Origin of the sequence: Burkholderia sp. HMSC10F09, assembly GCF_001806955.1 — a bacterium.
GTDB classification, from domain to species: domain Bacteria; phylum Pseudomonadota; class Gammaproteobacteria; order Burkholderiales; family Burkholderiaceae; genus Burkholderia; species Burkholderia multivorans.
Map to the genome: position 1 here is coordinate 1 of NZ_KV786532.1, position 23,862 is coordinate 23,862.

The 23,862-nt window shown below is 59.4% G+C and carries 15 protein-coding genes and 2 pseudogenes; all 17 read left to right on the top strand.

Annotated features, from left to right (window positions below):
• Positions 1 to 1,074: type VI secretion system Vgr family protein (locus HMPREF3115_RS02725; protein ID WP_141751623.1), on the top strand; the 1,074-nt coding region annotated here is incomplete at its 5' end.
• Between the two features lie 30 nt (positions 1,075 to 1,104).
• The gene (locus tag HMPREF3115_RS28480; RefSeq protein WP_083302133.1) at positions 1,105 to 3,075 is read left to right on the top strand and encodes a phospholipase D-like domain-containing protein; all 1,971 of its coding nucleotides are present in this window, start codon (positions 1,105 to 1,107) and stop codon (positions 3,073 to 3,075) included.
• 8 nt (positions 3,076 to 3,083) lie between these two features.
• Complete coding sequence (locus tag HMPREF3115_RS28485; protein WP_175835522.1) at positions 3,084 to 4,733, top strand: SEL1-like repeat protein; 1,650 nt, start codon at positions 3,084 to 3,086, stop codon at positions 4,731 to 4,733.
• A gap of 140 nt (positions 4,734 to 4,873) precedes the next feature.
• Positions 4,874 to 5,137, top strand: coding sequence for a PAAR domain-containing protein (locus HMPREF3115_RS28490; protein ID WP_081078651.1), 264 nt, complete (start codon positions 4,874 to 4,876; stop codon positions 5,135 to 5,137).
• A gap of 49 nt (positions 5,138 to 5,186) precedes the next feature.
• Positions 5,187 to 6,419 (top strand): type VI secretion system protein TssL, long form, encoded by a 1,233-nt coding sequence (gene tssL, locus HMPREF3115_RS02745; protein WP_070553365.1) that lies wholly within the window; start codon positions 5,187 to 5,189, stop codon positions 6,417 to 6,419.
• Positions 6,420 to 6,444: 25 nt separating this feature from the next.
• Positions 6,445 to 10,542, top strand: a complete 4,098-nt coding sequence (tssM, locus tag HMPREF3115_RS02750; RefSeq protein WP_070553366.1) for a type VI secretion system membrane subunit TssM — start codon at positions 6,445 to 6,447, stop codon at positions 10,540 to 10,542.
• Positions 10,543 to 10,557: 15 nt separating this feature from the next.
• Complete coding sequence (gene icmH / locus HMPREF3115_RS02755; RefSeq protein ID WP_070553367.1) at positions 10,558 to 11,823, top strand: type IVB secretion system protein IcmH/DotU; 1,266 nt, start codon at positions 10,558 to 10,560, stop codon at positions 11,821 to 11,823.
• Positions 11,823 to 12,116, top strand: a complete 294-nt coding sequence (locus HMPREF3115_RS02760; protein ID WP_230938025.1) for a PAAR domain-containing protein — start codon at positions 11,823 to 11,825, stop codon at positions 12,114 to 12,116. The genes icmH and HMPREF3115_RS02760 overlap by 1 nt, the downstream gene beginning before the upstream one ends.
• A 16-nt stretch (positions 12,117 to 12,132) precedes the next feature.
• On the top strand, positions 12,133 to 14,868 hold the full coding sequence (locus HMPREF3115_RS02765) for a type VI secretion system Vgr family protein (protein ID WP_070553368.1): 2,736 nt from the start codon (positions 12,133 to 12,135) through the stop codon (positions 14,866 to 14,868).
• 47 nt (positions 14,869 to 14,915) lie between these two features.
• Positions 14,916 to 19,538 carry an RHS repeat-associated core domain-containing protein gene (locus HMPREF3115_RS02770; protein ID WP_070553369.1) on the top strand — a complete coding sequence of 1,541 codons (4,623 nt, stop codon included), beginning with the start codon at positions 14,916 to 14,918 and terminating at the stop codon, positions 19,536 to 19,538.
• Entirely contained in the window at positions 19,535 to 19,864 is a 330-nt protein-coding gene (locus HMPREF3115_RS28495) for a hypothetical protein (RefSeq protein WP_081068824.1), read from the top strand. Before HMPREF3115_RS02770 ends, HMPREF3115_RS28495 begins: the two co-directional genes overlap by 4 nt.
• A gap of 394 nt (positions 19,865 to 20,258) precedes the next feature.
• Positions 20,259 to 20,501: a hypothetical protein gene (locus HMPREF3115_RS28500; protein WP_081068826.1), complete on the top strand. Its 243-nt coding sequence runs from the start codon at positions 20,259 to 20,261 to the stop codon at positions 20,499 to 20,501.
• A 281-nt stretch (positions 20,502 to 20,782) separates the two neighbouring features.
• A complete protein-coding gene (locus tag HMPREF3115_RS30600) occupies positions 20,783 to 21,283 on the top strand; it encodes a hypothetical protein (protein ID WP_141751624.1) in 501 nt (166 codons plus the stop codon).
• A 282-nt stretch (positions 21,284 to 21,565) separates the two neighbouring features.
• Positions 21,566 to 21,712: pseudogene (locus HMPREF3115_RS28505) on the top strand (RHS repeat-associated core domain-containing protein); the annotation flags it as partial.
• A 423-nt stretch (positions 21,713 to 22,135) separates the two neighbouring features.
• Positions 22,136 to 22,534, top strand: a pseudogene (locus HMPREF3115_RS32160) (RHS repeat-associated core domain-containing protein); the annotation flags it as partial.
• A 364-nt stretch (positions 22,535 to 22,898) separates the two neighbouring features.
• On the top strand, positions 22,899 to 23,213 hold the full coding sequence (locus tag HMPREF3115_RS30605) for a hypothetical protein (RefSeq protein WP_175835524.1): 315 nt from the start codon (positions 22,899 to 22,901) through the stop codon (positions 23,211 to 23,213).
• Positions 23,214 to 23,244: 31 nt separating this feature from the next.
• Positions 23,245 to 23,481, top strand: coding sequence for a hypothetical protein (locus HMPREF3115_RS30610; protein WP_141751626.1), 237 nt, complete (start codon positions 23,245 to 23,247; stop codon positions 23,479 to 23,481).
• The last annotated feature ends 381 nt before the right edge of the window (positions 23,482 to 23,862 follow it).

The following is a 23,862-nucleotide window of genomic DNA, read 5'->3' on the forward strand; positions in this document are numbered from 1 at the left end:
GGGTGTTCGCAGTTGAATCTGGGGTACATCGCGCGTATTGCGGGGAATGCCGGGCGGCAGGAGGAAAGGGGGCGGGGTGCTGAACTGCGCACTGATGGCAAGGCTGCGGTTCGGGGGGCGGAAGGACTGCTGCTTACAACCTTTAGTCGATCGGCCGCCCATGGCGATGCGTTCAGCGTCGACGAGATCGATGCGCAACTTGCGGAATCTCAGGAGCTTGCGGAGGGACTTGCGCAGACTGCTCAGTCGGCTCATGCGCACGACGGAGAGCAAACCAGTGTTACGACTTCGTTGAAAGCGCAGGCCAATGCCATTCGAGGCGATGGCAAGCTGAAGCAATTCCACGATCCGCAGCTTGTACTCGCCAGCCCTACCGGCATTGTTGCGAGTACGCCCGAACAGCTTCATCTGAGCAGTGGTCGTGCTACCGCGGTGACTGTCGGTGCAGACATGTCTATCAGCACGGGCGGCGGCTTGTTCGCGAGCATGCGCAAGGCGCTGCGGCTTTTTGTTTATCAGGCCGGTATGCGCCTGGTAGCCGCGGCGGGTGACATCGATTTAAAGGCCCTGAAGGACAGTATCAACCTGCTTGCGAAACTCAATGTAACGGTCGTTGCGGATCGGATTCGCATCAGTGCACAGCAGGAGGTGGAAATTTGTGGCGGTGGCAGCTACACGCACTGGCGTGCCGGGGAGATCAGGAGCGGCACAGACGGGAAATTTCAAGTGCATTCGGCCGGACGCGTCTTTACCGGTCCGGACAACAAGAGCAACCCGCTCGTGCTCGACGCACCGGAGTTGCCGGAAAACCTGCATTTCACGCTAGGTGCGTTGCCGGGAGCGGCGGGCCGGTATGTGGAAGAACCATACGAACTGTTCAAGGGCAACGCGAAGATCGGAGAAGGCGTAACGGATGAACTTGGGCGTGTAATCGTGGCGAATCATCAGCCGGGAACAAGCGCATACCGGGTCAAGCTTAGCAATGGTGGGGAGTTCAATCTCATGGTTCGCGATGTGCTTAACCACGATCCGGATCATGCCGATGTGCGCTCGAATCGGGGCGAACGCTTGTAACTCATGCTCGAAATGCCCGGAGGCAATGACATGGCTGACGACATCAAGACACACAATCCCGTTGATATTGCGATCGACGAAGCAGGACGTAACGCCCAAGGGGCCGTGCAATGGCTGCTGGAAAAGCGCGAGAAGAACCCGATTACCTACGGCAACTCGTTGGAATTCCTTATCTGTGGGCGAGAAGGCTTTCGGAGAATCGAGAAGGATATCCGCGATGCCAAGGCGACCGTCGACCTGGTTTGCTGGGGATTTGATCCGGGAATGGAGCTTGTTCGTTCTGGAGGGAAGTGGAAGCGCGGAAAAACCTACGGTGAGCTGCTGCACGAAATCACCACACGAGCGCTGAACCCCGTCCGTGTTCGCTTACTGATTTGGTACGACTTGGCGGCGTCGACGAAACAGAACAACATGCCGGGTTACACGGACGCGAAATACGGACCGCTTCGATCGCCATACGCAGATCATGCCCGCCACGATTATTGCGTGAAGTGGTGGCAGGACCATCTGCCTTCGTCGCGAAGGGGCCGAGGAAAGAATCCGAACCTGCAGATCGTTTTGCGAAGCATTTCAAGAGCCGATGTCAAGGCCTTGATCGATCAAGAGCCGAAAGAGGAAGATGCGCCGGTGTTCGAATGGTATAACCCCGTCGACGAAGCGGGGCTGCTTTGGAATTTCCCAACCCATCATCAAAAACCCATACTCATCGATTATGAGCATGACGGAGGTAATCATGCCATTGGATATGTCATGGGCCTCAACTCCGTGACCGATTATTGGGATAGCGAACGACACCAGATCGACGACTCGCAGCGCGAGAGCTGGTTGGCAGGTAAGGTCGCTGAGGAGCACGCGCATGCAAAAGCTACGCAAAATCCTGGAAATCGAACTGGCACAGGGCGATACAAGCATGCGAGACCGCTACAGGATTACGCTTGCCGGGTGGTAGGGCCGGCACTCAAACATCTGCACCAGAATTTCGAGCGAGGCTGGAACGTGTTCGCCCCCACACTGTGGAAGACGAAGGAACTGGCAGAACTGCCGCCTCGGATTCCAACGTTGCCAAAGAATATAAGACAGGCTGTGCAGATCGTGCGGACTCAGCCGCACGAGCGCGAGAAGAGTATTAAGGAGCTGTATTTTCAAGCCAGCAGCTACGCACGGAAATACATCTATATCGAAAATCAGTATTTTTACTATCCGGAATTTGCGCGTCACCTGAAGGAGCAGCGGGAGAAGTTTTGCGATGCTTGGGATCGGCTCGCCAAGAAACCGATCGCCGAAGTCCCGAGACTCCATCTGTTCATTGTCATTCCGCATCCGGAAGACGATGGAATGGTGCCGCGTACGTTCGACACACTCACTGAATTTGGTCACAGCGAAACGATGCCGAATCAGGGCGACCTGGTAGATTCCGGAAAGATGAGTCAAAACTATAAAAGCGCAAAATATGTTGAATACGGCCTCGATTTTACGGACGAACACGGCAATCCGATCAAGGTCAAGGCTAGACACAAGGTTCTCGATCGTCCTGGCGTGGAGGATCTCGAGAAGACGCTTGGTCTGAAAGTGAGTGTGGCGCGATTGCGCACGAGTGGGATGGTGGGAGGGGAGATGGCGTATCGCGAGATTTACATTCACTCCAAGCTTATGTTAATCGATGATGTATTCGTGACGCTTGGCAGCGCGAACCTGAATCAGCGCAGTATGTCGGTGGATAGTGAAATAAATATTGCTGCGACTGGAGAGGAGTGGGTTGCGGGGCTGCGTGAAAGAGTATTCAAACAGAATTCGGGTGGGGCGATAAGTGGAACAGGAGAGCGCGAGCTTATTTCAGACACATTTGATGAATGGATAAATAAAATGGATGAAAATCTTTTGTCGATGAAAAATGGTATGGGGCTTCGTGGATTTTTGTTGCCATTCGAGGATTATCGCTCTACTACATCAATGCATGCATCGGTTACCGTTCCATCGGGCATGGGAACGGTAAATGTTTGAGTTGAATCATGGTGATTGTCGTGAATCGCGTCATACGTTTCCTATGCGTTTCCATGTCCTTACTGGCTGCCAACGTGTACGCCTGGCCATTGACTATCTTGACCAACAAACTGACCACTTCCATGTCTGATCTGCCACGCTACGAGAAGCTGCCGCTGTTTAATCCGCACCGCAAAGAATTCAAGTGCGTGTATCAGGATCAACATGTTCCACCGGCCGATGCACAGGCAGAGCAGTGGTTCCAGCAGGCACTGGTACTGGATGATCCGGACGTTTACTACAAACGGCGGAATTACGAGAAGATATACCGGCTATATGAGCAGGCAGCAGAGCGGAATCACTGGAAGGCGATGCTGAATCTCGCGTCACTGATTTTGAGTCCCTATCCGGGCGTGCCTGAGCGCAATCCGGAGGTGGCGATACGGTGGGTAGAAAAGGCGATGTTGCTGGGTGTTCCGGATGCCTATGACCGGATGGGTGTGTACCACCAGAGAGGCTTGGTCAAAGGCGGAAGCGCGACAAGTGCATATGCGTTTTTTCAACGTGCGGCAGATATGGGAAGTCCGTTTGCGATGACGTTCCTTGGCGACAAACTGGGCGGAACTTATGACGCTCCAGATGGCGAGTTCTGGGATAATCGTCCGGTCGCCATAGAGATGTTGCAATGTGCGATAGCTCAAGGGTATGGAGATGCCGCTTATTGGTTAGGACTCTATCAGAAGAGCGGTTATTCTGATGAGGCGAAAACTCAAGCTTTGAGGACGTTTCATGACGGTGTGAGGCTGGGGTGTGCGAAATGCGCGAATAAACTCGCGTTGGAGTTCCGTGGATTTGGATTGACCAGTGGTGAGAATCTGATCGGTTATGTCGATCAGGTTCGTGCTCGACGATACAAGGAAATCGGGAATGCACTCGAGCATTACCAAGGACGTCTCAAGCTCCCGAACTTGGACAAGATACTTCCACTTCCCCCTGCACCGTTGCCAAAATGGGACGGCAACGTTAAGACGTTGATCGATGCCGCCAAGGCGGTGACGCCTCCTCCAAAGAAATACTCTGCAGATAAACTCGGAGGTCGCGCGCATATACCCGAGGGACAGGGCGTTCTGCCACTTGAGCAAAGTCCCTATGCGGTGAGTGGCGACAAGGTGGTGCCGGAAAGTGGCTACTGGCTCGCGCTCTATGGCCTGTCCACCATGCGTAAGGACCAGTTGCAGTTTGCGCGGAATGGTGATCCCGAGCACTATCGGGCCGGTGAGCGCTTCGATCCACCTCACGTGAATTGGCTGGAAGCCGAGCAAGTGCAATGGCATTACCTCGGCGAATCACGACCGGTTCCGCCGGGCCGATCGGTATTTCTGGCGCAACTGCGTGATGCCGGATTTCTGCGTCAACTCGCAACGCAACCCGAGAAACTTGTATGTCACGGATCGGAACCGTGCCCGAAGACGGGTATCTGGGAGGCGCGTGTCGGAGAGGAGCATTCACTTGGCGCTTTATACAACCAGTGGGACCAGCAGTCCTTTGTGATAAGTGGGCACCCGTTTCCGAAGCCCCGTGACCGTTATCTGGATATTGAGCCGGAGCGGGTGCAATGGGTCTTCATGGGCAGTGCCAACGCACGAACGGACGACGGCTTCGAGAGGATTGCATTGTGAGTGCGATCCGCAGGCGGAGCAGTGGTTTCAGCAAGCGTTGGCATTGGACGATCCGGATGTGTACTACAAGCGACGTGATTACTCGAAGATTTACCGACTACACGAGCGCGTATCCCGGAGGGAATTTAGTGGAGAAAAATATGTCCAGACAGACCATTGTGGTCGGTGACACACTGGCGCCTCACGGCGGTGAGGTATTAATGGGAAGTGGCACGGACACTATCGACGGCAAGGCAATTGCACGTCAATCCGATCCCGTTCGTTGCGTCGAGCACGGTGTAAATCGGATAGCGGAAGGCGACGAAAATTTTCAGATAGACGGAAAACCGGCCGCTCTTGATGGGCATCATGCGAACTGCGGATGCACGTTGGTCAGTCGATTTTTCACCTTATCGGTTTCTTGAATTAAATCGATTTGCATCCCTATATATTATCATTAATCTACGTTTCTCCATGAGCATCCAATCAAGCCGGACGCTGGAAAACCAGCGTGAAGCCGCCGAATCCAAGTCTGTGCCATTCACGGAAAGACTGCAGACGGTCCAGCGCGCACGGAACCCGTTACTGGAGGCGGCGAGCGTACTCTTGCGTGCCCAGGCGGATATGCCGGAGCGCCTTGAAGAAAAGCAGATCCTTGCGCTACGCATGCTGCTCGAACACGAGGTGTGCGTTTTCGAGAAGCTATGCGGACGGGCAAATATTCATCGCGATCATATGATCGGCGCACGATACTGCCTCTGCACGGCGCTTGACGAGGCCGCGATGAGGACCGAGTGGGGCCGCGACGGATCTTCCGGGTGCGAATGGGGTAACCGCAGCCTTGCGACAACATTCCATGAGGATCGCGATGGCGGCGAAAAAGTTTATCTGCTGATCGGCCGGCTGCTGCAAGCGCCTCACGAACATCGCGATCTGTTGGAGGTGATTTACCGGGTCCTCAGTCTGGGTTTTGAAGGACGCTACCAGGACGGTGCCGACGGCAAGCGCAAGCACGACGCGATTCGCCAGAGGCTCTACAACGTCATCACATCGCAACGCGACCCTGTGCCATTGACGTTGTCTCCGCACTGGCAACCCAGCACAAATGGCAAGCGCCCGTCGTTCTACGATTTCCCGGTGTGGATTACCGCAACGCTATTGTCGGTGATCCTGCTCGGCCTTTTCGGATGGTTCAAGTACGAACTCTCCAATCACAGCGCGGACGTTCAGAAGCGGATTGCCGAGATTGCCCGCATGACGCCGCCGCCAGCGCCGCCGCCGCAACTGCACCTCAAGCAGTTGCTCAAGGATGAAATCGCCGCCGGCACGGTCAGCGTCGACGAGGACGCTCGCCGCAGCGTCGTCACGTTCCGCGGCGACGCGATGTTCCGGCCCGGTGGCGCTTCGGTCCAGGCATCGATGAATCCGCTGATCGCGAAGATCGCGGCAGAGATCGCCAAGGTTCCCGGCATGGTAACGATCGTCGGCTACACGGACAACGTGCCGATTCGCAGCCGTCAGTTCGCGTCGAATCAGGCGCTGTCGGAAGAGCGGGCCATCCAGGTCATGCAGCTGCTGCAAGCCGCCGGCGTACCAGCGGGCCGCCTGGAAGCCGTCGGCAAGGGCGATGCCGATCCGGTCGGCGACAACCGCACCGCACAGGGCCGCGCGCAAAACCGTCGTGTCGAGATCGACGTCGCACGATAAGTCAGATCCGTTTCCGGAATAATCCATGAAGAAGTTTCCGTTCCTGCCGTTTCTGGCCTCGCGCCAGTTTCTCGCGTTCCTCGCACTGATCGTCGTCGCACTGGTGATCTGGTTCGTCGGTCCGTTCTTCACATTTGGCGGACTCAAGCCATTCGCGGATGCCGGCATGCGTGCGCTGCTGATCGCGTTGCTGCTCGCCGGCGTGCTGCTCTGGCTGGTCGGATGGTCGATCAGCATCGTGTTGGCCGCATTGCTTTGCTTGCTGATCTGGTACGCGGGCCCGTTGCTTGCGTTGGGTCGCACGGCTCCGCTGGAATCGGCGTCGGCACGTCTTGGCGCGATCGCCGTGGTGGCAGCCGTTTTCGTCGTCGTCGGCATGTTCCGCATTTGGCAAAAAATGCGCGAAGACGCTGCGTTCATGAAGAAGATGCTGCGTCTGGATCGCAAGAAGGCGGACCCGCTCGCGGCTTCACGTCTTGAGAAAGTCGAAGGTGGCGTGACGAGCGCGCTCGCGCGCCTGAAATCGATGCGTACCGGCGCACGCGGCCTTGGCAAGCTGTTCCAGGGCAAGCGCTATTTGTACGAATTGCCGTGGTACATCACACTCGGTTCGCAAGGATCCGGCAAGACCAGCATCCTGATGAACGGCGGGCTGGCATTTCCTGTTGCCGAGCAGATGCTGCGCGCAGCCGCGAAACCGGCTGCCGATGCCGCCGCGGTGGATTGGTGGCTGACGAACGACGCAGTGCTGATCGACACGACCGGCTACTACACGCGTCATGGCACGTCGACGGCCGCGGGCGCCGATACACGCGTCGCAGAGCAAGACAAGCCGGCAGCTGACGTGCCCGACAAGGATGCCGCCAACGCGCAGGCGAGCTCGGAACGTTCCGCCGATGGCACGCAACAGAGCGCGCCCGCCAAATCGGAGGCGGCGGCTGGCTCGAAGTCGAGCGTCGATGTCGTACCGCGTGCTACCGACCGGCGAGACCTTCCGCAGCAGATCGATCGCGCGGAATGGTTCGGCTTTCTCGGCCTGTTGCGTCGACACCGCCCTCGCGCGCCGATCAACGGCGCGTTGCTGACGGTCGATCTTGCGACGCTGGCAAGCACGGATGAACAGGCGCGCGTCGCCGAGGCTGCCGCATTGCGCGCAAGGCTGGCCGAACTGAGAGAGGAACTGGGCGTTCGCTTCCCCGTTTACCTGACGATCACGAAGATGGACCGCCTCGCGGGCTTTGCCGAGTATTTCGGGACGCTCACGTCAGAAGGGCGAGCGCAAGTCTGGGGTTTCACGCTTCCATACGGCAAGGAAACGGTTGCGAAGGAAGGGCTGCGTGCGCGTTGTCATCAGGAACTCGCGCAACTCGCGCAACGGTTGACGGGCTCGATCGATACGCATCTTCAGGACGAATATGACCTGAACAAGCGGCGAAAGCTTGCCGCGTTGCCTGAGGCGTTTTCGGCACTGCTCGAACCGCTGCTCGACCTGATCGACCGCGTATTCCTCGATTCCCGCTACGACAATACGCAGCTTCATTCGACGTTGCGCGGCGTGTATTTCACGAGTGCCCGGCAACAGGGCAGCGAGATCGTGGCGGAACGCCATACGGTCGTTCGACGTCTTCCGTCGACCGAGAAGCGCGCCGCGGTCGCCCCGTCGCGCGCGGAGGGGAACCAGGGATTCTTCCTGCACGATCTGCTGACCCGTGTCGTGTTCCCGGAGGCCCATCTCGTGAGCCCCAACCTGCGTTGGGAATATCGCTACAGGCTGTTGCGCCTGATCGGGCACACGCTGGCGCTGCTGCTGTTCGTCTGGCTGGCGATCGGTTTGCGCGTGAGCTATGGCAACAACAGCGATTATCTCGACGCGATGGGGCGCAAGGCGCAGGCGCTTGCCGCCCGCGTCGCGGCGCTGTACAAGACGCCCGAACTGCAAGCCGTGCCCGACACGTTGACCGAGGCGCGCAATCTGCCCACGTTTTCGGGGCTTGACCTGTCCGATCCGGACAGCGCATGGCGCTACGGTCTCTACGCGCCCACCGACATTGCCGCCGAAAGTCGCCGCACTTACGACGTACTCGAAGACAACCTGCTGCTGCCGCAGATCGTGCATCGTCTGGAAGACGTCATGTCCGGTGCGATTGCGAACAAGGATTCAAAGGCTGCGTACGACGCGCTTCGCGTATACCTGATGCTGTACGACAAGGCGAAGTTCAATGCCGACGACGTCAAGGCATGGGTACTCGACGACTGGGCGAAGAACGACAGCGCCGCCGCGTTCGGTGGCAGGGCATCGATGATCGAGCACGTGCAACAGCTCTTCTCCGGCGAACGTGTCGTGCAGTCTTCGCTGATCCGCAACGACGCGCTGATACGGCAGACGCGCGCGTTCCTTGACGGCAGCAACGCGACCGATCGTCTGTACCAGCGCGCGAAGGCCGCGATGCTCATGGAAGCACCCGACGAGTTCACGTTGCTGCGCGCGGTCGGCCCGCAGGCCGGAACGGTGTTCACGCGAGCGAGCGACGCGCCGTTGTCGCGCGGCGTGTCGGGTCTCTTCACGTTCGACGGCTATCGGAATCTGTTCGACAAGCGACTGCGCGAGTTCGTGCAACTCGCGCGCGACGACGACGCATGGGTGATGGGGCGCTCATACTTGGGCGGGGCTCAAAAAAAAACGGCTGAGATCGTCAATGGCGCAGCCGGTGCGGACGACGCGTTGACCGACGCCGTCCGCCGCGAATACCTGACGGAGTACGCGCAACAGTGGGCGGCGTTTCTCGACGACATCCGGACCGTGAGCGGCACGAGTCTCGCATTCAATCTGAAAGTGCTGCGCAGCTTTGCAGCGCCGGATTCGCCACTCGCGCGCCTCGCCCGTGCCGCAGTGCGCGAGACGACGCTCACGCAGCAACCGGCTGCGTCGAACGGTTCGCTGTTGCAAAAGGCGGCCGACCAACTGAACCAGAAAGCGGACAAGGCGCTTGGCATTCGAGCCTCGGAGCGTGTCGAGCGGGAACTCGTCGACAATCGTTTCGCGGCATTGCGCGAGGTCGTGACGGGAAACGCCGATGCACTGCCCGACGCCCACGCGGCCGGCACCCAGGCGGACAAGACGGGGCTCGACGGCGTCGTCAACCTGCTGAACGACTACTACACGGCGCTGACCGTCGCCGATAACGCGCTGTCGAACAACAGCATGCCGCCGGCGAGCGACACGGCCGCGAAGCTCAAGATGGCTGCCGACACGATGCCTGCGCCGTTTCGCGCGATATTGCTCAAGCTCGCGGCCGACGGGTCGCGCGAGGTCAATCATGGGATCGGTCAACTGTTGTCGCGCCAGATGCAGGCGGTAGTCGGCGATACCTGCCGATTGACGATCGAAGGAAACTATCCGTTCTCTCCGGACAGCCAGCGCGACGTCGGGATCGACGACTTCACGCGCGTGTTCGCGCAGGGCGGTGTGATCGACGACTTCTTCGTGAAGACGCTGGCGCCCTTTGTCGATACGTCCACGAAACCGTGGCGCTATCGAACGCTGCCGGGCGCGACGGAGCCCGTGCAGGGGCCGGATCTCGAACCGTTCGAGCATGCGAAGGCGATTCGCGACATCTTCTTCAACGATCCGGGCCACAAGCAGATGACGTGGAAGGCCGATATTCGAATTCCCGAACTGGACCCGACGATCACCAGCCTGTCGCTCGACTTCGACGGTCAGACCTCGCTTTATCAGCACGGTCCGGTTGCGCCGTTTGCGGTGAGATGGCCCGGGCCTCGTGGGGGCGTGCATACCGAAATCACCGCCAATCCTCGCATTCGTCCCGACACGTCGACGATTGCGGTTGACGGCCCTTGGGCGCTGATGCGCCTGCTCCAGAAGGGGCGGGTGGTGGAAACTGCCACGCCCGGCCGTACCCGTGTCGTCTTCGACTTCGACGGGCGCAAGGCGGTGCTCGATGTTGCGAGCGCCGGAAGTGTGGCGAACCCGTTGACCAGCGACGTGCTGAAGACCTTCCGCTGTCCGAGTTCGATGCCGGTGTTCACGCTGTCGGATAGCGGGCCGCCTCCTGGGCTGCCGCGCGGCCCGATGCCGGCGAGCCCGGCCAATGTCACCCAATGACGGCGGAGGTACACGATGACGATTTCGACAATCGACTCGCGAAACTACGCCGGAGTTGTGGCGTCGCCGCCGCTCAGCGTGCGACTCGAGGCGGCGATGCAATCGGTCAATCCGTTGCTTGAATCCGCACGCGTCGTGCTGCTCGCGTTGGCGGATACGCCCGCCGCACTGGAACCAGACGCTGTTTTGCAGCGGCGCAAATGGCTCGAGCAGGAACTGCGGATGTTCTTGCGGGTTTGTCGCGAGCTGCAGCTGCCGTCGGACGATGTCGTGCGGGCGAGCTATTGCCTGAGTACCGCGCTCGACGAGGCCGCGATGCAAACGCGTTGGGGAAGAGGTGAGGGTACCGGCACGGAGTGGCAGGCCAGCAGTCTGGCGGTGGCGATGGGCCACGATCGACAGGGCGGCGATCGCGTCTTCCATGTGATCGACGAGGTGCTGAGCGATCCGCGGGGGCATCGCGACCTGCTCGAGCTACTGCAGAACGTCCTTGATCTTGGCTTTCGCGGGCGATACCGCTTCGAGCACGATGGTCCGCGACGGCTGCTGAATATTCGCGAGCGCCTGCACGGCGTGGTGATGGCGGGAGCACATGGCGCGGAACCCACTGCGGCTGACGATGTGACGGTCAGTCGACTCGCCTCGTCCGATCGTGTTCGCGGGGCGATCGTATCCGGCCGAGGTGTGGTCGATCCGTGGGTACGGCCGGCTCGCGCGCGTTTGCCGCGCTGGTGGATTGTCGTCGGTGTCGTGGCCGCACTGCTGGTGGGGGCGGGAGGATACGTCGCGGTCAGGAGCTTGCACCACGGTGATCAGTTCACCGAGGCGTCGTCACCGGTCGATCGATTAGGAGCGGCGCTGCGCGCGCAATTGCGAGACGAAATTGCCGCCGGCAACGTGGAACTGGTAAGGGATACGTCGTCCGATACGGTGACGCTCCGATTCAACGGAATGTACGCGTCGGGCGACGTGACCGTGGCCCCATGGTGGGCGTCCGTGATCGCATCGGTCGGACGGGCGATCGCGAGTTCGCCGGTCCCGACGCGCGTGCTTGTCACCGGATACACCGACAACCTGCCGGCGAGTCCCGCCCATCAGGGTTCGAATCACGCGCTGTCCACAGCTCGCGCCCAGCACGTGGCGCAGATTCTCGTGGCTGCCGGCTTGCCGAAGGAACGTATCCGCGTGGTGGGGCAGAGCGATGCCGATCCATTGGCCGATAACGTGTCGAAGGAAGGCCGGTCGAGAAACCGTCGCGTCGAAGTAACCGTGTCGAATTGATGCCCGTAACCGAATCACTGATTTACGAACAGGAGCTGGATATGCAGGATGAGCAAGGCAGGAACATGGTGCGCTTGGGCGACACGACCGATCACGGCGGCAAGGTCGTCGAGGCGACTGGCGAGGTGAAGCACCTGGGTATCCCGGTAGCGCTGGACCAGCACGGTGTGATGTGTCCGAAGTGCGGGGGCGTTTTTCCGCTGCTGGCCAGCGGCCCCCGTACGCATCGGGGGCGCCGGGTGGGTTATGTCGGCGACAAGACGGGCTGCGGCGCGACCGTGATCGGTTCGTGATAGGGGAGGCCGCATCATGGCGACACTCAGCCAGGCGCGCACGTTGTCGATTTCGGGCGCAGCGCTTCCGACCTGCTCGACCGGCGATCGGCCGATGTTCGCACCGGTGCGATTGCAGGGCAGCGAGGCGGTCGGTCGCCTCGAGGCCTGCCGATACCTCGTCACATTGCGCACCGACGACGCATTCGCGTTTTCGCCGAGCGTGAGCGCCAACCTCGACCTCGACAAGACCGTCGGCACCGAAGTGACGGTGTCGATCCAGCTCGAAGGCAAGGGGAAGTTTATCCCTGGGCTCGCGGGCAACACCGGGCTCGGCAACATCGGTGCCGGCACACGTGAGATCACGGGGCTCGTCACCGCGGCGCGCGTCGCCGGCGAGGACCGGCACTCGATCCTTTACGAGCTTGAGCTTCGCCCGTGGCTGTACCGTGCGACGCTCACGCAGGACTGTCGGATCTTCCAGGACATGAGCGTGGTCGAGATCACCGAGGCGGTGCTCGCGAAGTATCCGTACCCGGTCGACAAACGATTGGCTGGCGCATTCCGCGGCGTCTATCCGAAGCGCGACGTACAGCGTCAGGCGTTCGAAACGGACTGGGCATTCCTGCAGCGGCTGTGGGAGGAATGGGGCATCTGGTGGTGGTTCGAGCACGACGACGGGCACCAGCGTCTGGTGCTGTGCGACACGATGGGCGGTCACCACCCGCACGGCGCGGCGTACGAGACGGTGCGCTACCTGTCGCCGGACGGCAAGCGCATCGACGAAGAACACATCCACGCGCTGTCGGTGACAAGCCGGCTGACGTCGGGCAGCGTGACGGTGGTGGACTACGACTACACCCGCCCACGAGCGAACCTGATGATGACCGAGGAGAATCCGCGCGAGACGGCGAGCGCGGACGGCGCGGTGTACGACTGGGGCGACTACAGCCAGCCGCTGGCGGGCGCGCAAGGCGTGGAGGGTCAGCCGAACGACACCGAGCAAGAGTCCCGGCACCTGGCGCGTGTGCAGCTCGAGGCACGTCGCTGCGCCGGCCTGCGCGCGAACGGCCGCGGTAACCTGCGCGGCCTGACTGTGGGCCGCACCTTTGCGCTGACCGGCTACCCGCAGCAGGCGGCGAATCGCGAGTACGTGGTGCTGTCGACGACGCTCGACATCGAGGAGGTGGGCGACCGCACGGGCGCTAGCTCGACGTACCGCTGCGAAGCGCAGTTCGAGCTGCTGCCGGCGAACGAGCCGTTCCGGCTCGAGCGCAGCGTGCGCAAGCCGGTGATGAGCGGCCCGGAGAAGGCAATCGTGGTGGGGCCGGCGAACCAGGAAGTGTGGACCGACAAATACGGCCGTGTGAAGGTCCAGTTCGGCTGGGATCGGCAGGGCAAGCTCGACGAGCGTTCGGGAATCTGGCTGCGGGTGGTGTCGCCGTGGCAGGGTACCGACATGGGCGCGACGTTCCTGCCGCGGATCGGTCACGAAGTGGCGGTGATGCACTACTACGGCGACCCGGACCTGCCGGTGATCATGGGCAGCCCGGTGAACGAGTTCCGGCAGCCGACGCTGGATCTGCCAGCGAACCACGCGGTGGCGGTGCTGCGGGGCCGCGAGTTCCAGGGCACGGCGTCGGGCCACGTGGCGATCGACGACACGCACGGGCAGATCCAGACGCAGATTGCGAGCGACGCAGGCAGCTCGGTGCTGGCGCTGGGGAACATCCGGCGGATTGTGAGGAAGACCGGACGGGCGGACGCGCGCGGCAAGGGCTTCGATCTGCGCACCGACTACTGGGGCGTGGTACGCGCGCTGATGGGGTTGTTCATCACGACGGATGGCCAGCCGAACGGCGCGGGCCAGACGAAGGATGCAAAGGCGGCCGTCGGTCGGCTGACGCGGGCGCGTGAACTGCAGGAGAGCCTGTCGGGGCTGGCGCAACAGCACGAGGCGCAGCAGCGCGACGCCGATCAGAGCGAGGTCGCGAAGGCGCTCAAGGCGCGCAACGACGCGATCCGCGGCGACGCGCCGGCGGGCGAGAACGACTTCCCCGAGCTGAAGGAGCCGGACCTGGTTCTGGCGAGCGCAGCGGGCGTCAGTGTGGCGGCCGAGCGCAGCGCACATGTGGCGAGCAACGAAGACGTTGCGGTGACGACTGGGCGGCACGTGGGTCTGGCCGTGGGGCATTCGCTGTTCGCGAGCGTGTCGAACGCGTTCTCGCTCTTCGTGCACAAGGCGGGCATGGTGCTAGTGGCAGCGGCGGGCAAGGTGCGCATCGAGGCGCAGAGCAACGGCATCGACATGAAGGCGAAGCAGTCGATCAAGATCGAGAGTACGACCGACAGCATCCGCCTCTACGCGGCGAAGGAAATCGTGCTGCACGCGGGTAGCACCCAGGTCCGCATCAGCGATCAGGGCTATACGGTCCATACCGCCGGCGAGCACACGATCCACGCGGGCAGCCACCAGACCGACGGACCGCAGGGACAGGGCGGGGGTTTTCCGCCGCTTCCCAAATCCGGGCCTGGGCAACTGGAAGTATTGCGCCACTACGTAACGGATGCACCGGTCGACAAGAACACCATCGCGGTGACGGACAGTCTCGGCGCGGTACACAAAGCGACGCTGGACGCGTCCGGTCGAACCATTGTGAGCGGGTTGGCGCCCGGTGCAGTCACGGTGCAATACGGGCACGACCCGCACGACTCCTGGGCCATATCCAGCTACTTGAAGCAGCCCCGCTGGAACCCGGCAGGCGCCGCCTGACGTTGATCGGCCAGTCTCTCAATCCATTTCATAGTCCGAACAAGATCATGGCTGACAAGCAGCAGTCCCTTCCGTCTGTCGACGCGGCGATCGTCCCGCTCAATCAGGTACACATTGCCGATCTCGAGGCCGGCGCTTCGCAATTCGACAACTGGTTGCGCACCGCCAGCGGCGGATACGTGACACTCGAACGCATCAAGGAAGTGTCGGCTGCAATGCCTGTTCTCGGCAGCATCATTGCAGCGATCGACGTCTGCGGCGACATCTCGAAGCTGATCGCGAATCGAAACATCCCGCCCCGATCGGAGGCCGAGAGGCTCGACCGTATCCTCGATTGGGCAAACCTGGCGATCAACTTGATCGGGGTGCTCCCGATTCCACCGGGGACGACCGCGGCACGCATGTCGTTGCGTCCGACGTTGGGGCTCGTGCGTCAGGCGGTGAAGACGGGGGCCAAGGATCTTGCGACTGCGTCGGTCGCCGTGATCGCTGGGCACTTCACGGCAACCTTGATGGGAGAACTCAAGCCGTTCGTTGAGGAAGCCAAGGCCCGATTGACCGAACTGCTGAAGGACGCGGGAAGTGAGGCCGAGAAACGGTTGAACCAATTGGCTGACGGACTCGACGCGTTGGCTTCCGGGAGGCTGGCCGATCCAAATGAGAACCTGGCAGCCGCACGGAACAAGGCATCGCGTGTTTCGGCCAGCTCGCTGATCCAGGACCCGACCCAGACGCTCGGAGATCTGTTCGGCGCCGTATGGGAGGTATACAAGGCGGGCGCGAAGGCTGAGGTGAATTTTGTGCTTTCGCTTACGCCCGACGAGGCTCGCTCAGCGATTCGGCGACTGGCTGCCGACATTCGTGCAAGCATTCCAGACGTCAAGAAGCGGATCGAGAGCTTGTCCAGCGACGAGGTGGGCTCGGTGATGTACATGCTGAACATCCTGATTCGGGCGATTCAGGTGTACGAGGCGAAGAAGCACCATCTTGCCGCGACAGTCGACAGCAATAAGCGAAACCGGGCGCAGCGCAAGGAAGGGGGCGAGCAGGTCACCAACATCGGCAAGGAGGCCAAGGTCCAGAAGCCCGGGCCCGGTTGCCTGTGTGGAATCGGCCAACCACCCGCACGAGTAGGCGGCTCGATCGGCCTGGGACTCGGAGACGAGTCGTTCACCCATACGGATTTTGTATTGCCGGGGCTCGTTCCGGTCGAATGGGCACGCACGTATCGCTCGAACTTCGACGCCCATGACGACCACGGGCCGCTCGGACCGCGATGGACGACGCCGTATCACGTCGCGTTCGAGGCTAAGGGCGACGGGTTCGTCTATCACGACGCGTCCGGGAGAAGTCTCACCTACCCGGCGCTGAAGCCGGGCCAGCCGCATCGCGATTCAATCGAGTATTGCACGATCACACGTGAATCGGACGACCGAATCCGGCTCGTGCGCGGCGAAACCCTGACCGAGACTTACGAGCGGCACGGTACACGCTTCGTGCTGGGGAAGATCGAGGACCGCTCCGGCAACACGGTGGCGCTGGAGTGGGCGGAAGGCTTGCTCACCCGGATCGAAATGGCGAACGCCATCGCGGCGATAACACACGACAACGTGGGTCGCATCATGCGCGTCGAGTTGGTCGACAGCGCAGGCGCTGCTATCCGCACGCTCGCGCGGTATCGCTATGACGAGGCGGGCGATTTGGTGGAAGCGGACGACGAGAATTCGGCGTCATGGCGCTACGCGTACTCGCATCACCTCGTGACGCGATACAGCGACCGCACCGGACGGGGGATGAATCTGGAGTGGGACGGTACGCACCTGGAGGCGAAAGCAATTCACGAATGGGCAGATGACGGATCCTTCGACACCCGTCTGACTTGGCACGATGATCTGCGCCTGACTTTCGTGACCGACGCGCTCGGCAATACGACGCAGCAATACTACGACATCGACGGGTACGTATACCGCACCGTCTACCCCGACCGCACTGAAGAATGGTTCATGCGCAACGCGGACAAGAACTTGACGCGGCACGTGTTTCCTGATGGAACGGAGGAATCGTTCACGTGGGACGACGCGGGGCAGATGACTTCGCATACGCAGCGCGATGGACGCATTGCGTACTACGTCTACGATCGTCACCATAATCTGACGGGATTGCAGGACCCGGAAGGTCATCGCTGGGAGCGCTACTACGATAGCAAGGGGCGCGTCACCGAGGCGCTCGATCCGCTTGGGCGAGTAACGAAGTACGAATACGATCGCGCAGGCCTGCCTGTCGCGATCACGGACCCGAAGGGCGGCACGACGAAGATCGCATGGCGCCCGGACGGACAGATCGCGAGCTATACCGACTGTTCTGGCAAGACCGCCACGTGGAAGTACGATGAGCGCGGGCGGCTTGTACAGCATCAAAACGCAGTTGGCGAGATGACGCGCTACGGCTATGAGGGCGGGCATCTTGCATGGGCGACACGGCCTGCGGGCCTGCGTGACACTTTTGTCCGCGATGCGGAGGGCAGGCTGCTCGAGCACGTCGATGCCCTGAATCGATCGACGCGTTATACCTACACGGCAGCCGGCCTGCTCGCCAAGCGGATCAATGCCCGTGGCGATTCACTCGAGTATGGCTGGAACCGGCTCGGGCAGATCGTGGTGCTGCGTAACGAAAATGGCCGGGAGTATCGGTTCGGCTACGACACGGTGGGGCGCCTCGACCGCGAATCCGACTTCGATGGACGTGAGACGCGGTATTACCGTGCGGCCGGCAGCGGGCTCGTGACGAACCGGTTGTACGGCGGCGTCATGCAGGCGTTCGAATACGACGCGATGGGCAGACTGGAAGCCCGATGCGGCTGGCCGGCACAGTTCACCGACCGGGGGCAGGTCTTCCTGGATCCGCAAGGAGAGACGGCGGTCGAGGCCGAGTTCTTCCAGTATGACGGTCTGGGGCGGCTGCTGCAGGCGGTCAACAATCACTCGCGGGTGCAGCGCTTCTACGATCCGGTCGGAAATCTGGCGCGCGAGCACGTGCACATACAGGTAGAAGGCAAGGCATACGAGTTCGTATGGCGCCACGATTACGACGAGGTCGGCGCGCGGATTGCGACCACGCGGCCGGATGGCCATCGGTTGGCGTGGCTCACGTACGGATCGGGCCATGTGCATGGCGTCATGCTCGACGGCGCGACGATAGCGAACTTCGAACGCGATGACGCGCACCGTGAGACGCAGCGCGAGCTGGGTAACGGCCTGACGCAGACGACGCATTACGACGAGGCTGGCCGACTCGCGCGGCAGCTACTGCAAGGTACCGGCGGCAAGGTGATGGAGCGCCGCTACGAGTACGACGCGGCAGGGCAGTTGACCCAGATTGCGGACCTGCGGCGCGGCGAGATCCAGTACGCATACGATCCGATTGGCCGGCTGACGCGCGCGCACTCGTCGCTTGGTGTCGAAACCTTCTCGTTCGATCCGGCGAGTAATATTGTGGAGGCGAAGGAGCGCGACGAGCACGGTATCGGCGTGCTGGGTGGGGCCAGGTCTGCGCCGCTGCTGGACAACCTGCTGAAGGACTATGCCGGCACCCATTTCGATTACGACGACAGCGGCAACCTGAAGCAGCGCACGCGAAACGGCGAGCGTACGGACTTCGAGTGGAGTAGTCTTGGGCGGATGGTGTCGGCACGCGATCGGCACATGCAGGCGACGTACACGTACGATGCGCTCGGCCGGCGCATTGCGAAGCTGACGGAGCCGCAGGTGCCGTATCTCGCAGGTGCGGGCAGTGGCTGGCGGGATGCGGAACGACGCCGTCTGAAGCAGGAGCGCGGGTACGGTCTCACGTTGTACGGATGGGATGGCGACACGCTGGCCTATGAGACAGCGTGGGAGCGACGCGAGACGACGCATTACGTGTATGAACCGGGCAGCTTCACGCCCCTTGCTCAGGCGAAGGGGGCGACGATACTTGATGAGGGCGCCGCCGAAGTCGCTCAGTTAGCGGCTATCGCGTACTACCACTGCGATCAGATTGGAACGCCGCAGGAAGTGACGGACAGCTCCGGCGAGATTGCATGGAGCGCGCGTTATCGGGCGTGGGGCGAAGCGAAGGAAGCGATCAGCGACGCCGCGTGCAAGGCCGGCATCGCTAACCCACTACGCTTCGCGGGGCAATACTTCGATGCAGAGACGGGGCTGCATTACAACCGGCATCGGTATTACGATCCGGGCACAGGGCGCTTCGTGAGCAAGGACCCGATCGGGCTGGATGGTGGTATCAATATCTATCAATACGCGCCGAACCCGATCAGTTGGATCGACCCGTTCGGGCTATCCGCTGCATCTGATTTGCCGCGGATGAAAGGGCGAAGCGTGCCGCGCGTTGGGTCAGTGCTGAATGATGCGGGCTTCGCCAAAACGAAAGACAATGGCGTAAACGAGACTTGGAAGCATGCGGATGGATCGGAGGTCCGAGTTCACAAATACGGAAACAAGTGTCCTTGCCCTTATAGATCGGGAAATAACGCGCATGTCCACAAAGAAGATCCTGCTGGGAATCAACTTAATGATCGAGGAATTGTGTCACTAGATCCGAATGAAACACACATTGGTATCCGTAATCCTGCTGATCTACCAGCTGTTCGAGGGAGGCCGCACGGATCATGAGCTACGAATATAGATTGGTGTTTGACGACACTACTTCAACGCAGCATGTCATGGACTCGTTGAAGTCGAGTGACGCATGCGTCAAGGCACAGGCACTGGAAGTTTGTCTGAAGGATCGGGAGCTACAGACATTGGCTGAATATGATGCTAGGTTGACTCAAGAGAGCGATCGATCGCTATGGCTGGAAGTTAATTTTAGATCGCTGAATTTATATAATCTGGTGCAAGGAGCGTTGAGCGGCAGGGTTGTTAGATGTTTCGAAGATGGGGATTTGGACGATGAAGTAACGCTGAAGGAAGTGTTTCGCATCAAGACAAACAACTAGACAACGATCCTGTTGGCCTATCGGGAACGGATGTATATCGTGCAATGAAGACCGGAAGCGATGGACTTCCTGTTGCTGAACCTACGGCGCGTGGGCTCGGTGCACGCCCGGGCGTAGATATTCCAGTTGATTCTAATGGGATGGTTCATCTGGACACGGGCGGCATTTCGGTTGCGCCAGAGTCAGCACGCAATCTTCCGCCTCATAGGCGTCCCGAGAATCTAGGTGGAACCGGGAAGGATTGTGCTTGCCTGCTGAACACGACTAACCTCGCGAAAAGCCTGAAGTATCTGCAGGACAGCGCTAAGCACGGGACGATCCAACCTAGTACAAGCATGTCTCTATCTGATTATCAAGCGGCACTTGGTTCAACTCGTGACAAATGGATAAAGCAATGACGAATAAGCTTGATATCGTGCTGGATCAGGAACTACGCGATGCACTGGATAAGAGTGCAAAATTGGATGTTCTTCGAACTATCCTCGTAAAATATCGGGATAAGGGATTTAGCCAAAATTCCGTGAATGAATTGCTCGCTAAAATGAGGAATCGCGTCGCTGAAGATGTTGAAGACAGGATCCTGGAAATTATGGATATCGTGTCTGGTTTCTGCGCTCCAAATATGCGAGTTTGGTGACGGGCTGGCCGCATACGCGGCCTTTCTGTTATGTGTGGTGAGTCATGGCTCGGGGAGATAGGTCATAGTATCATAATCGCGTAAAACAAGGAAAGTCGGTATCGTGTTTTTGTAATTGTAATGACGTAGTTCAATGTCCGAATGATGCTTGGAATCAAGGAATCTCTGTTCCCGGACGTTCAAATGTTTGAGATTGCGATTTTAAGGGGCTGTAGAATTTGGCCCTAACGGAGATATTTGAAATTCAGTGCGTGTTCGACGAGACAATGCAGGGAAAATTCATGGACATCCCAAAGGACCAGAAGCCCCCTAAATCCAACTTCGATTGGGAGAGGTTTTTGCGATATGTGGTTGAGGCTTATGGTAGCCTTGAGCACCCTAAGTACTTCTTTTCTCGTCGATGGTTTGAGGAGCGGAAGTATCCAGAGATGCTGGATTTTATAAAAGAGAATTATCAGTTTTCGGAAGATGCGGAGCCTAATGCCGATGTTAGCTATTCTTTTGTTCTCAAGAAGGGAGAAGAAGGGGCTGTTATGCAAGTATCTTTCGTTGGCCTGTATTTTTATCTGTCGAAAATTCTGCCAGACGGCAGTCCATCGTTGCCGGAAGAAGATTTGCCTTCAAGAGATTTCAGATTTTCTATGCTTAAATATATGCGTGAGGCGGGATTCATTTTTACGCATCACGCCGCTTTGAGCAAGAGAATTCTATTTGGCGGTGAGAGCGTGAGTGTATATTCAATACTTTACTGTTACGAGTATGAACCCTCGTGGGTAGCATAAGAAGGTTCGTTTGCGGAAGGAGTGAGGCCGCTCTACGAATGGAGACGTTCGCCTTCGACCGGCCTGTTAGCACTGGCTCACGTGAACCCGTAATGGTACGTGTACGGCGTGTGCCCCAATTAACACTTTGCAACCGTCGCGCGAAGTTGAATTGCCTTGATACACAAGGTTCAACGGCGTGTCGTTCACCGCGCAATACCGCTATGACGCGGAATGCAATCTGCGTCGCAGCAGGAGATTGCGACGGCTGAACGGTGAGAGGTCGAGGGTAGCGGCAAGTAGACGGGGCTGCATTACAACCGGCACCGGTACTATGATCCACAGATGGGCCGGTTCGTGTCGAAGGACCCGAGCGGGCTGGCTGGCGGGCTCAACGCCTATCAGTACGCGAGCAACCCCGTACAATGGGTCGCCCCGCTCGGACTAGCTCCCGCTACCACCTTCGCCCGTTGCTCTCGGTGACTGCAGCGGCACGGGATTCACTCCAGGTGAAAATTTCCGGGAAGTTGAAAAATGAAAAGCAGTGAGATTTTTGTCGCAGATGCGCAGATCGGGTCCTTCTCTTATCAAGGAGGGCGTCTAGCAGTACTTATAGGGGCCGATAGCGGAATATTTGAGGTCATATTTCATACGGTCCTTGGCATGAAGGCTATTTCCCCAGAAGGGCAAGATTTGTCGCATTTGGCCGAGAGCACGGGGGGAGCATACCTTATTGACACATGTGAAAAGGCGGAGGAGCCAGCCGATGGATTCAGGGAGTTCAGCTTTATCTCAGCGTGGAACGATGAGCCGTTATTAACCGTAATCGCTATTGGCGTTCAGGTCTCCAAAACCTCGAACTAGACAGGGAGTGCGGCTGAGCGCTATGTACCGGAAGACGATCCGTTACAACGGTTGTCGGAACGGGGCGTTGATGCGAATGCGTTCTATTACCACTGCGATCAGATTGGAACGCCGGAGGATGTGACGGACGCGCAGGGCGAGGCGGCCTGGTCAGCGCGCTACAAGGCGTGGGGGGAGGCGAAGGAAGTTGTCAGCGAGGCGGCGCGCAAGGCGGGTATCCGTAACCCGCTTCGCTTCCAGGGGCAGTACTTCGATCATGAGACGGGGCTGCACTATAACCGGCATCGGTACTATGATCCGGGCAGTGGTCGCTTCGTGTCGAAGGACCCGATTGGGCTCGCTGACGGGATCAGCGTCTTCGAGTACGCACCTAACCCCATAACTTGGGTCGGTGCGTTAGGGTTGACGGGCAAGCCTCTTCCTGGGCCCACGAAGATCAATCGGATTGGCGGTAACTCGATCGATAACCTCCGCTTGAAGGAGCCAGAAAGGAAGCTCAATCCTCCTGGTATCTCTGTCTTGCACGGCTGTTGTCCCTGCGCCGCAGCTCAACAGATGAGGAATGCTTTTCCGAAGGCCACGGGATTGCTGAAGGCAACTGACACTGTCGCATCAGGTACGGCAAATACCGTCCGAGGTGCTGGGTTCGATGTTATTGAGGATCCGACTAATAAATTTTCAAATCACGATCGAATCATTTATCCTGGTGGTGTCGACGGATTAAGTGATGAAAACCTCGAGCGATTGTCCAAAGCACTTCGGAAATAACGGGATGTCCACGATGAGGAAGTTCCATTTAAACGATTACAGCGGAAATTTGGCGGGCGATGTAACGGTGACTTCTTCAGACGGGGGGCTCATGCTTGGCAATTTTGTCCCTGGTTCGAATTTTCGCTCGTATCAACAACTCTTCATGGAATTTGAGAAGGCCGCAAACAATCAGCTTCTTGTAGAGATAGATAGGCTAGAGCGCGAAATCACTGAACTTGGCTTTTATTTGGTTGGTCCACTTCCGCAAGAGAGCCGACTTGAAATCGAAGACTTGCAGATCATGGGAAGCGGTGTGAGTTTTCGAGTGAGATGTTAAGCGCCAAGGGCCGTAGTTGCGGAATGTATTCATGCTTCAACATCAATACCCAGACTGGATTCAGGATAGGTGTATCGACGCGATTGAGAACGGGATGAGCGAGGATGTCAGAGGGTTAGGTATTACATGCATTGGACATGTGGCTAGAATTTACGGCAAGGTGGATAAGAAAAAAGTAATGCCGGTTCTAGAAAGAAAATTTAAGGACGACTCCTTGTCCGGAAGAGTCATGGATGCTCTGGACGACATTGACACATTTGTCAAATGAGTTGACTAGATCGTTGACGTCGCCTCCGGTGCGCCGGCGATTCAAGCAAGCTGACCGAGCCGCAGGTGCCGCATCTGATGAGCGCGGGCAGTGGCTGGCGGGATGCGGAACGGCGCCGTCTGAAGCAGGAGCGCGGGTACGGTCTCACGTTGTACGGATGGGATGGCGACACGCTGGCCTATGAGACAGCGTGGGAGCGACGCGAGACGACGCATTATGTCTACGAGCCGAACAGCTTTACGTCCCTTGCTCAGGCGAAGAGGGCGAGGTGGCCTGGTCAGCGAGCTACAAGGCGTGGGGTGAGGCGAAGGAAGTTATCAGCGAGGCGGCGCGCAAGGCGGGCACCCGCGAATTACCGCGCTCTGGCGCCGGGCCTGGGAT

Bases quoted from the DNA above. Each gene is read 5' to 3' on its own strand.
- HMPREF3115_RS28500 (WP_081068826.1), top strand. From the start codon at position 20,259: ATGACGAATAAGCTTGATATCGTGCTGGATCAGGAACTACGCGATGCA.
- HMPREF3115_RS02760 (WP_230938025.1), top strand. From the start codon at position 11,823: ATGCCCGTAACCGAATCACTGATTTACGAACAGGAGCTGGATATGCAG.
- HMPREF3115_RS28490 (WP_081078651.1), top strand. From the start codon at position 4,874: ATGTCCAGACAGACCATTGTGGTCGGTGACACACTGGCGCCTCACGGC.
- HMPREF3115_RS30605 (WP_175835524.1), top strand. From the start codon at position 22,899: ATGTCCACGATGAGGAAGTTCCATTTAAACGATTACAGCGGAAATTTG.
- tssL (WP_070553365.1), top strand. From the start codon at position 5,187: ATGAGCATCCAATCAAGCCGGACGCTGGAAAACCAGCGTGAAGCCGCC.
- tssM (WP_070553366.1), top strand. From the start codon at position 6,445: ATGAAGAAGTTTCCGTTCCTGCCGTTTCTGGCCTCGCGCCAGTTTCTC.
- HMPREF3115_RS02770 (WP_070553369.1), top strand. From the start codon at position 14,916: ATGGCTGACAAGCAGCAGTCCCTTCCGTCTGTCGACGCGGCGATCGTC.
- icmH (WP_070553367.1), top strand. From the start codon at position 10,558: ATGACGATTTCGACAATCGACTCGCGAAACTACGCCGGAGTTGTGGCG.
- HMPREF3115_RS30610 (WP_141751626.1), top strand. From the start codon at position 23,245: ATGCTTCAACATCAATACCCAGACTGGATTCAGGATAGGTGTATCGAC.
- HMPREF3115_RS28495 (WP_081068824.1), top strand. From the start codon at position 19,535: ATGAGCTACGAATATAGATTGGTGTTTGACGACACTACTTCAACGCAG.
- HMPREF3115_RS28480 (WP_083302133.1), top strand. From the start codon at position 1,105: ATGGCTGACGACATCAAGACACACAATCCCGTTGATATTGCGATCGAC.
- HMPREF3115_RS30600 (WP_141751624.1), top strand. From the start codon at position 20,783: ATGGACATCCCAAAGGACCAGAAGCCCCCTAAATCCAACTTCGATTGG.
- HMPREF3115_RS02765 (WP_070553368.1), top strand. From the start codon at position 12,133: ATGGCGACACTCAGCCAGGCGCGCACGTTGTCGATTTCGGGCGCAGCG.
- HMPREF3115_RS28485 (WP_175835522.1), top strand. From the start codon at position 3,084: ATGGTGATTGTCGTGAATCGCGTCATACGTTTCCTATGCGTTTCCATG.